Here is a 10,312-nt window from a genome sequence, read left to right as displayed (position 1 = left end):
CCTCGAGGCGCAGGATGCCGTAGCTGCCGTTCAGGCGCAGGTGGCTGGCGCCGGCCTGCTCGATGCGCAGGTTGTCTTGGCGGTCGAAGCCGCCGAGGTCGCCCTGCACGGCCCCGGCCAGCGAGATGCGTTCGATGCGGGGCATTTCGATGCGCACCAGCACCTTGCGGCTGCTACGGCCCCAGTCGCCGCCGAAGAGCTTGGTGTTGCGGGGCTTCACCACCAGTTCGTCGCCTTCGCGTTCCACGCGCAGGTCGTTGAGGGCGTCTTCCTCGCCGGCGGCCTCAATCTTGAAATTGCTGCCCTGGCGCACCACCACCCGGTAGTTGCCGGCTACCGTTACGTGGTTGAAGCCGGTTTCGTCGAAGGTGCGGCGGTTGCTGCCGTAGCTGTTCAGGTCGGTGTCGAAGCTGGGCGCGCCGCCGTAGTTCAGCGAGAGGCCGCTACGGCCGTTGCTGTCGTTATCGTCGTCATCGTCGTTGCTGTTGTCGTCGGCGCTGTCGTTGTCATTATCGGTGTCGATGTTGATGTTCACGTCCGAGTCGTCGTTGTTGTCCTCGTTGCGGCCCAGCTGCTCATCGGTGCAGGCGATGCACTCCAGCTTGTTGCCGCGCAGGCGGTAGCGGTGCTGCTCGGGGTCTTCGGGGCGGCGGTTGTTCACGAAGTCCTCGTCGTCGAGCAGGTCGTAGGCAAAGTCGCGGCTCAGGCGGAAGGTGCGGTCGCGGGGCAGGCGCAGTGTGATTTCGAGCTCCTGCTTGCGGTAGGCCGAGTTGGGCAGGAAGGAGAAGTGGTCGTCGAACACCAGCGAGGAGTCGCCGCTGGGGCGCACCGTGTAGTCGATGGTGGTGAGGGCGGTGCGGCGGGCTTCGTCTTCGCTCGGGCCTTTGGCGCCGAGGGTGCGCAGCACTTCCACCACTTTGCCGCTGTCGGCGGCGGCCAGGCGCAAATTCACGTGCTGCTCCCACTGACGGTCAACGCGGCGCGCATCAAGCATGAGTACCGGCGTAGTCAGCTTGGGGAATTGCTCGAGCTGCTCCACTTGCGCATCGTACTGGTACTGGCGGCTTTGCTGGGCCACGCCGGCCACCACACCCACAATGCTCAGCAGCCACAAACCCAGCAGCGACAGGCCCACGGTGCGCGTCATAAAGCTGTGGCGGAACAGCAGGTTCAAGCCACCCAGCAACAGCCACAGGGCCGGAATGCCGGCCAGCAGGGCCCCGGCCAGAATCGTCCAGCCCGGTACGCCGTGCAGCAGCACGTGGGCCGGGGCATCGCCCATCACAATGTTCTGCGAAGCGGGCAGCAGGCCAATGCCCGCGCCCAGCACAATGGCCACGCCCAAAAGGAGTGAGAAACCCGTGAGCGTGAGCAGCACACCGGCCACAATGCGCACGGCCGAGCCCACAAAATCAACGGCCGGACGCAGGGTGCGGGCCGCATCTTCCACGAAAGCGCCCACGGGGCGGTTGGTGGTGGCGGGGCCATCGGCAAAGGCGTTGGTGCGGGCGCTGTTATCGAAGCTTTCCAGCGTCATGGCATCGCCGCGCATCCGGAGCTTGTCCGAGACCGTTTTGGCCTCGGGCAATACTATCCAGAGAATGATGTAGAGCAGGAAGGTGAAGCCCCCGGCAAACAGGCCGGCCAGCATCAGCACACGCACCAGCGTCACGTCAATGTTGAAGTAGGCGGCCAGGCCGGCGGCTACGCCGGCTACTTTGCCGGTACCCGTGTCGCGGAACAAGCGGCGGCCGGCCAGCGGGCCCGTGTTCAGCAGGGCTTCGGGGTGGGCGGGGGCGTCGTAGCGCTTGGGCAGCAAAATCCAGAGGATGATGTAGCCCAGCACCACCAAACCGCCGAAGTCGACGCGGCCGTGGTTGTGGCCGTTATCCCAGCCCCAGATGCGGATGGTGGGCGAGAGCAGCGTGGCAAACACGAAGCCTAGCCGCACCCACAGCGGATTGATGACGAAGTACTGTGCAATGCCGGCAGCTACGCCCGCAATTTTGCGGTTGGCCATGTCGCGGTACAGGCGCTTGCCTTCGCCGGGCACGGCGGCTGCGGCATCGGCGGCGGCCGTGGTATTGGCATAGGCGCCGGCGGCGGGGCGGGCGTAGCCGGCCGAGGCGGCGTCTTCTTCGGCCGTTACCTCGTCGTCCTCGTCGGTTTCGTCGGCAAAGTCGCTTACGCGGCCCATTTTGGCCATCATGGCCTGCACATCATCCAGGGTGATAACCTGCTGCAGGGGCGAGAGGCGGGCCGAGAACAACTCGGCGATGCGGCCTTCGATGTCGGCCACAATGTCGGCGTGGCCGCGGTAGCTGGCGAAGTGGGCCTTCACCTCGGCCAGGTAGCGACTAAGGACTTCAAAACCGTCTTCCTCGATGTGGAAGATGAGTCCTTGTAAGTTGATGCTGATGTTCTTTTTCATGTGAAAGAGGGCCGAACGGGCCGATTGGATGCTGGTGAGTGAAGCAGAAAAAGAAGGCGGAGTTAGCGGCTGTCGCCGGGCGGCCGGCTATGGCGGATGATGCCGACCGAGGTGGCCATTTCCTCCCAGGTATCGCGCAGCTCCTCCAGAAACTTGCGGCCTTCGTCGGTGAGGGTGTAGTATTTGCGGGGCGGGCCGCTGGTGCTTTCCTTCCAGACGTAGTCCAGCAGGGCGGCATTCTTGAGGCGGGTGAGCAACGGGTAGAGCGTGCCCTCCACCACAATCATGCGGGCCGAAGTCAACTCCTCCAGCATGTCGGAGGCGTAGGCTTCGCCGCGGGCGATGATTTCCAGGATGCAGAACTCAAGGATTCCCTTGCGCATCTGAACCTGGGTGTTCTCGAGTTTCATGGGCGAGTTGGTTGACTAGTGGGTGACGAACAGTACAAATGTATGGTAGGTACTTTGTAACGCAAGGTACTGGATAAATAATTCAATCGAAATAGCTAAAATATTTCGCTATGTATTGATAGTCAGTAAGAAAATTTTATAGAAAAAGCGCGATATGCACCGTGCCCACTACCTGTCAGGCAAACTCCCGCGGGCAAAGTCGAAAGTCCGGCCGGCCGCAAGCCCGCGCGCCAGTCGATTTCGTATGTAGGGCCAACAGTCGCATTCGGCGAGGGGCGGGGCCTTTGGCTCGAAATTGGTGGGCCCCGACGCACTATAATGGAGTAACTTGCGTTCCGTCCGCGCACTAGCCTCATTTCCCTCCTTCTATGTCCCAACTTTCCGCTGCTGCCACTCGGCTGCTCGTACTGGGTTCCACCGTTGCACTGGCCTTGCCCGCCGCCGCTCAGTCGACCAAAACCCCCAAATACAGCAACGAATTCCTGAACATTGGGGTAGGGGCCCGGGCCCTGGGCATGGGCAAAGTGCAGGTGAGCCTGGCCAACGACGCCACCGCCGGCTACTGGAACCCCGCCGGCCTGGTGAACCAAACCCACAAGTACGACGGCGTGCTGATGCACTCGGAGCTGTTTTCGGGCGTAGTGAAAAACGACTACGCCGCCTTCTCCATGCCGCTCGACGACAAAAGCGCCATCGGGGCCAGCGTGCTGCGCCTGGGTGTGGATAACATTGCCGATACCCGCGCCCTGGTGAACGAGTACGGCTACGTCGACTACAGTAAGATTGAATACTTCTCGGTGGCCGACTATGCGCTGCTGCTCTCCTACGCCCGCAAGCTGGGCGTGGAAGGGCTGAGCGTGGGGGCCAACGGCAAGTTTATCTACCGCAACATCGGCAAGTTTGCCCACGGCTACGGCTTCGGCATTGATGCTGGCGTGCAGTACAACCACAAAGGCTGGAACCTGGGTTTAATGGCCCGCGATATCACCACAACGTTCAACGCCTGGTCCATCAATGCCGACGAATACCTGAAAGGGGTGAACAGTACCCAGGCCAACCTGAAAGACGAGGTGCCCAAAAACAGCACTGAAATCACGCTGCCGCGCTTCGTGCTGGGCGTGGGACGGCGCTTCGAACTGCCCAAGCAATTCTCGGCCCTGGTAGCCGCCGACCTCGAAACCACCACCGACGGCCAGCGCGGCACCCCGATTTCAACCAAAGCCGTGAGCGTAAACCCCAGCGCGGGCGTGGAAATCGGCTACCGTAACCTGGTGTTTCTGCGCGGCGGCGCCGGCAACTACCAGCAAATCAGTAGCGTAGTAGACCAGCGCAAGCAGTGGAAAGGACAGTACAGCCTGGGCGCCGGCGTGGCCGTGAGCGGCCTGCGCATCGACCTGGCCCTGTCGCGCCTGGCCGTGGAGAAGCTCGGCAGCACCTCCCAAACCAATTCGCTGATTGTCTCGCTGGGCTACGGCTTCAAATAGGCTTGAGACGGCACCAACGTGCGCAAAAGAAATTAGCTACCCAACGTTTCTGAAATGATATGAGCAATACTACCAATTACTTTCCGCTGCGTCGCTGCTGGCCGCTGCTGATGCTGTGCTGGCTACTGGTGGCTGGCAGTAGCACCAGCTACGCACAGTCGGGCCCGGTGGGCAACGAATGGATTGTGCCGGGGCAACGCTACTTCAAGTTGAAGGTGGCGAAGGACGGCATCTATAAAATCAACTACCAGTACCTGACGGCGGCCGGGATTACCGGTGTGGCGCCCAGCCAACTCCAAATTTGGCGGCGGGGCCGCGAGATAGCCGTGTATGGTGGTGGCAACCAGGCGGTGCTTGATGCCACGACGTTTCTGGAGTTCTACGGCCAGCGCAACGACGGGCGGCTTGATGTAGAGCTGTATAAGACTCCTGCCGAACAGGCGCATCAATACTATAATTTTTACACCGATACATCGGCCTACTTCATCACCTGGAGTTCAGCCCGGGGAGGGCGGCGCATGCAGCAGCCGGTGGCCACCCCGGGAACGCCGCACCCGCATCGCATTTCTAATATGCTGAACCTGCGGACGGAAGTGTACTACGATGTGCCATTGAACCGGTATAATTTTCTGCCTTGGGTTGAGCCGGGCGAAGGGTACTTCTCTGGCGATATTAACATGGCGGCCGACTCAGTGGTGCGCAACGTCGCCAGTTCGGGGCCGTCGCCACGCCTTGAGGTGCTGGTGATGGGGAGTACCATCTATACGCACCGCACCCAGGTATCCATCCGCACGCCCGCGGGCACGTTGCGCCAGTTGGGCATTATCAACTTTTCGGGCACGCAGCGCGCCCGGCAGTCCTTTCCCATTCTGCGTTCAGATATTGGCCCTAATGGCACGTGCGCGGTGCAAATACGGCCAACTGACCTGAACGACCCCACCGATAAGATTCAGATTGGCTATTTCCGGGTGATTGTGCCCCAGGCTAACCGATGGTTTCCGAATCGCAACAGCGTGTTTTTTCAACACGACTCGCTGCTGACGGGCCCGGCGACCTACGAGCTGGATTCCATTCCGGCCTCGGTGGCGGGCTTCGACATCCAGGACCCCTACAACGTGCAGCGCGTGCCGGGTACGGCAGTAAGCGGCGGGTTTCAGCGCCGCCAGTACGTGTTTGCCAGCGCTACCCCAGCGGGGACGCGCGCATTGCTGCTCGCCGATGAAGCGCGGTTGGCGGTGCCACTCACGGCCGCCCGCGAAGTGAAGTTTCGGACAATCAACCCGGCTACGCCCACCTTCATCATCATCACGCATCCCAAGCTGATGCGGCCCGATGCAGCCTCGGGCATTGTGAATGCGGCCAAAGACTACGCCGCCTATCGGAAGTCGGCCGCGGGCGGGGGCTACGACACCCTGATGGTCACGGCCCCTCAACTGTACGACCAGTTCTCTTACGGCGACCGGTCGTGGCTGGCACTGCGGCATTTCAGCCGCTGGATGGCCGCTGCTACGCCCAATGCAACCAATCGGTACTTGCTATTGCTAGGCAAAGGGTTGGTACCGTCCGAACGGCCTCTTCCGGCAACCGGTCCGGTGCTGTTCACTAGCACTACCACCCGAGGCCTCGGGGAGGTTGGCCTCGACCTCGTGCCCACCAATGGGCGTTCAGAATCGGATAATATGTTGACGGCCGATTTCGCCAACAACGATTTCACTGCCAAGCTACACGCGGGGCGCCTGACTGTGACGACGCCCCGGCAGATAAAAAATTACTTGGACAAGCTCCGGACGCACGAGTCGGCCGGCCCAGCTCCCTGGCGCAAAAACATGCTGCATCTGGTCGGGGGGGATGATGCCGCCGAAAGCGCCGACTTCAAGATGATAGTAGACCGAATCGGCGACCGCGTGAGGCAGCCCTACCTTGGTGGGCAGGTGGTAAAAACCGAAGTCAGAACCACTACCCTGGCCAGTTCGGTTGATATTTCCTCCTACTTGAACCCGGGCCTATCCATGATTACGTACTTCGGGCACGGGTCTAACAATACGTTCAAGCTGGATTTCGGCAAGCCCTCCACCGCCCCGAGCTACAACAACCCGGGGCGTTACCCGGTGCTGTTTTTGAATGGCTGCGCCGGAAACTTCACCGGCGTATCAACGCCCACGGTAGTAGAAGACTACCTGTTTGCCGAGCAGAAAGGAGCCATTGGCTCGCTGGGCGAATCTGGCTTCGGCTTTCCCAACCAGCTCGAGGTAGCTGCCGACACGCTGACGAAACTGCTATTCAACGACAAAAACTGGTACGGAAAGCCCATCACCGTCGTCCACGACGAAATGGTACGCCGGCTGCAGCACCAACCGCTTTTCAGCGATAATATTGGTGCCGAGCAGATGCTGTGCACGACCTGGCAGGGCGACCCGACCATCGCCCTGTACTCGCCGGCCTTGCCCGACTTTGTGGCCAGTTCGGCCACCCTCTCAATTGTACCGGCCCCGGGCGCGGGCCCCGTAACGGCGGCATCGCCCAGTTTTGTGCTGAACGTGGGCGTAAGCAACCCAGGTAAAGTGACCTTCGACCCCATCGAAATCAGCGTAACCCGAATTACGCCCGGTAAAACGAATAAGGTGTACCGGTTTTCGTTTCCACAGGCTTTTACTTCGCAAACCAGCTACGCACTGACCATTCCCAATGATTATCCCGGGCTTTTCGTGGCCAGTACCTTCCAAGTAGCGCTGGACCCGGATAATAAGATTGCCGAGTCGAACGAAAGCAACAACACGGCCCAGATTGACTTTACCTTCCTGACCGGTGGCCTCACCCTGCTAAACCCGACCGAGTTCGCCATTGCTTCGACGGTTACACCGCGTCTGGCAGCGCAGTCCAACAATCCCAATGAAGTTTCGCGGGTGTATGAGCTGGAGCTCGATACGGACCCCGGATTTACCTCGTCGCAGAAGAAAACCACGACCGTTACGGCCAGCGTGCTGGCTGAGTGGCTGCCTACGCTGCCTGCCACCGTGGCCGGGCGCGATAGTGTGGTCTGGTTCTGGCGTGCTCGTTTTCAGACGCCCGCGGCGAGCGAAGATGGCAGCTGGGTAGTGTCTTCGTTTCGGGTAATTCCCAATAGCCCGTCGGGGTGGTCGCAAAGCCATGCCGCGCAGTTCAAACGCAACGCCCTGACCGGGGTGGAGGTGAGTGGTCCGCCCACGAGTTGGACATTTGCCTCTGCGCGGGTGCCGCTGGTGCTGCGCACGATAGGGGGCGGCGCCCCGCGCTCAACCCCGCAGTTTGACAACCTGCTGGGCGGCGGCATCTACCTACAGTCGGCCGGGGTGCCTACCGTGAGCAACTGTGGCGTGGAGTCGCCCAACCTGCTGATTGCCGTGTACGATGGCACCTCGTTGCGCCCGCTGGTGATGCCCGCCGCGTACCAGCGGTGCGGCCAGGTTCCCAACTATGCCTACTACTTCTCGGCGGCCACCCGGGCCAATGCGAGTGATACGCTGGATAACCTCAACTACAGCGCGACCCGGCAGCAGCAGCTCGATGCCTTTTTGACTGCTATCCCTAACAACGCCTATGTGGCCGTGATTTCAACCAATCGGCTGCGCTACTCGCTGCTGCCTGCTGCCCTTAAAACCCGGTTGCAAACGTTGCTCGGCTCGCAGCTCATCACCACGCTGGCCGATGGTGAGCCCCTGGCCGTGGTTGGCCAGAAGCTGACGGCAACTACCGGCCGCCTGCTGCACGAAAAAGGCCCTGACCGTAGCGCCGGTACGCTGCCATATAACCAGCGGATTGAACTGGCCGACACGCTGCTGCAAAAAGGTACTACGGGGCGTGTTGTCTCCACGCTCATCGGCCCGTCGCAGCAATGGAATAATCTCTACGCTTCCATTGTGAGACCTAATAGCAGCGCTCAGTACACGCTCAACGTAATCGGGGTTGATGCCACTGGTAAAGAGACTACGGTGCTGCCTAACGTGACCATCCCAGGCACGGGCGTGCTGACCACGCAGTCCTTGACTGGGGTGGTTTCGGCCGCCACCTATCCCTACCTGCGCCTCGACCTGGCGATGTCGGATACGGCGCACATGGCTCCGCAGCTGCGGCAGTGGCTCGTCACCTCGCGCGGCCTGCCCGAGGGCGTGGTACTGCGCGATGCCGTGCCGGCCAGCACCTACGCAGCGGCAACACTGCTAGCGCAGGCTACCACTTCCCCGGGCGTGGTAAGCTTCCCGGTGAAGTTTAAAAACGTGTCGACCGAGACATTCAGTGGCCCGCTCAGTACCCGTATTCAGTTGCGCGACCTCAGCAACAACACTGTGCGGTTTGTGGCACCTCTGGTGAGTACGCCGGCGCCCCTGCCGGGCGAAACGGCCACCATTACTGCCAGCATTGATATGGCAGGCCGGTATGGGCGTTTCCAGATAGAAGTGGTGGTGAATCCGCGTCTGCAACCCGAGCAGAACTACGCCAACAACGAGTTGATTCTACCAGAATTTACGGTCATCAACCGCAACGTGCCCCCCACGCTCGACGTGGCCGTTGATGGCCGTCACATCCTCAACGGCGAGTTAGTGTCGGCGCGGCCGGTAATTGTGGTGCAGCTCAACGACGAAGACCAGGTGCAGCACATCACCGATGCCTCGGCCTTTACGCTCACGCTGCTACGGCCCGGCCAAACCGGTTTGGGCACATTGGTGCCGCTCACGGGCAACGACGTGCACTTCACTGTCGATACCAGCAAGGGCAGCGTGGCCCGCCTCACCTATGAGCCGGGCCTGAACGGCCCGCTGCCTGACGGCAAATACACGTTGCGCGTGCAGGGCCGCGACCCCAACAACACCGCTGCTGCTGCGCAGGAAATGCAGATTTCATTCGAAGTGGTGAATGCCGCGACCATCAGCAATGTGTACCCGTACCCGAACCCGGTGATTAGCAAGGCGCGCTTCGTATTCACCGTGACGGGGCAGGAGCTGCCGCGCAACATGAAAATCCAGATTATGAGCCTCACCGGGCGCGTGGTGCGCGAGATTTTCATGAACGAGCTGGGGCCGCTGCACATCGGCAACAACATCACCGACTACGCCTGGGACGGTACCGACAGCTACGGCGACCGCCTGGCCAACGGTACCTACCTCTACCGGGTGGCCTACGACGATAGCAACGTCTCGTTCTCACACCGCGACACGGCTGGCGATAAGGCCTTTAAAAATGACTGGGGCAAGCTGGTGCTGATGCGCTAGCCGGAAAAATGGCGAATGAGTAAATGAGTGAGGGGACGTTCGACGGCAGTCAGCCATTGAACGTCCCCTCACTCATTTACTCATTCGCCATTTTTCCGCTACCTCCGGCGCAGCGTTACGAAGCTGTAAGCATATGCATGCTTTTCGTCGGCTTCGTGGCGCTCGCGGGTTTCTTCGCGCCACTCAGTCGGCGAGAGCGGCGGAAAAGAAGCATCACCTTCGAATGCGTGATGAATTTCGGTGAGGTACACCACGTCGGCCGCAGGCAGGGCCTCGCGGTAGATTTCGCCGCCGCCAATCACGCACACGGTATCGGCGTCCAATTGGCGGGCCCGTTCGAGCGCGCCGAGCACAGACGCGGCCGCCTCACAGCCGGGCGCGGCCCAATTAGCCTGGCGCGTCACCACGAGGTTGGGCCGGCCGGGCAGGGCGTTGCCGATGCTGTCGAACGTTTTGCGGCCCATCACCACCGGGTGGCCCAGGGTGAGCTGCTTGAAATGCCGCAGGTCGGCGGGCATGCGACCCCAGGGCAATTCCCCATTTTGGCCGATGATGCCGTTTTCGGCTACGGCGACTACTAATGCGACCATCTTAAAAATTCGGTTTAAAGCCTCGTAGTAATTCCTCCACCGGCATGCGCTTCTTGCCTTCCAGCTGCACGTCGAGCAGGTCGAGCCAGCCGTCGGCGGCGGCCACGCGCAGGTAGCGCCGCCCATCCGAAGCCCAGGTGCCGGGCGTGGC

5 protein-coding genes and 1 pseudogene are annotated in these 10,312 nt (G+C 61.2%); 2 read left to right on the top strand and 4 right to left on the bottom strand.

The genetic code is table 11. The annotated features are described in order from the left end of the window. Both ACYVDE_RS07915 and ACYVDE_RS07910 read right to left on the bottom strand, forming a co-directional pair. On the bottom strand, positions 1-2,431 hold a 2,431-nt coding region (locus ACYVDE_RS07915; RefSeq protein WP_460500941.1), incomplete at its 3' end, for a PspC domain-containing protein. Between the two features lie 62 nt (positions 2,432-2,493). Beyond that, positions 2,494-2,841, bottom strand: a complete 348-nt coding sequence (locus ACYVDE_RS07910) for a PadR family transcriptional regulator (protein WP_241934467.1) — start codon at positions 2,839-2,841, stop codon at positions 2,494-2,496. A gap of 368 nt (positions 2,842-3,209) precedes the next feature. On the opposite strand from ACYVDE_RS07910, the gene ACYVDE_RS07905 reads away from it, so the two are divergent. Both ACYVDE_RS07905 and porU2 read left to right on the top strand, forming a co-directional pair. Beyond that, positions 3,210-4,325 carry a PorV/PorQ family protein gene (locus tag ACYVDE_RS07905; RefSeq protein ID WP_460500940.1) on the top strand — a complete coding sequence of 372 codons (1,116 nt, stop codon included), beginning with the start codon at positions 3,210-3,212 and terminating at the stop codon, positions 4,323-4,325. Positions 4,326-4,384: 59 nt separating this feature from the next. After that, the gene (porU2, locus tag ACYVDE_RS07900; RefSeq protein ID WP_460500939.1) at positions 4,385-9,571 is read left to right on the top strand and encodes a putative type IX secretion system sortase PorU2; all 5,187 of its coding nucleotides are present in this window, start codon (positions 4,385-4,387) and stop codon (positions 9,569-9,571) included. A gap of 98 nt (positions 9,572-9,669) precedes the next feature. On the opposite strand, the gene ACYVDE_RS07895 is transcribed toward porU2, so the two are convergent. Together ACYVDE_RS07895 and ACYVDE_RS07890 are read right to left on the bottom strand one after the other, a co-directional pair. Beyond that, entirely contained in the window at positions 9,670-10,161 is a 492-nt protein-coding gene (locus tag ACYVDE_RS07895) for a dihydrofolate reductase (RefSeq protein WP_460500938.1), read from the bottom strand. A gap of 1 nt (position 10,162) precedes the next feature. Next, positions 10,163-10,312 (bottom strand): annotated as a pseudogene (locus ACYVDE_RS07890) (methionyl-tRNA formyltransferase); the annotation flags it as partial.

It is taken from the genome of Hymenobacter agri (assembly GCF_054778495.1).
The sequence above is the reverse complement of the archived record's forward strand: the minus strand, read 5'-3'. Positions and strand labels throughout refer to the sequence as shown.

What these genes read in the sequence shown, in the direction of transcription:
- ACYVDE_RS07910 (WP_241934467.1), bottom strand. Translation starts at nt 2,841, where the DNA reads ATGAAACTCGAGAACACCCAGGTTCAGATGCGCAAGGGAATCCTTGAG.
- ACYVDE_RS07905 (WP_460500940.1), top strand. Translation starts at nt 3,210, where the DNA reads ATGTCCCAACTTTCCGCTGCTGCCACTCGGCTGCTCGTACTGGGTTCC.
- porU2 (WP_460500939.1), top strand. Translation starts at nt 4,385, where the DNA reads ATGAGCAATACTACCAATTACTTTCCGCTGCGTCGCTGCTGGCCGCTG.
- ACYVDE_RS07895 (WP_460500938.1), bottom strand. Translation starts at nt 10,161, where the DNA reads ATGGTCGCATTAGTAGTCGCCGTAGCCGAAAACGGCATCATCGGCCAA.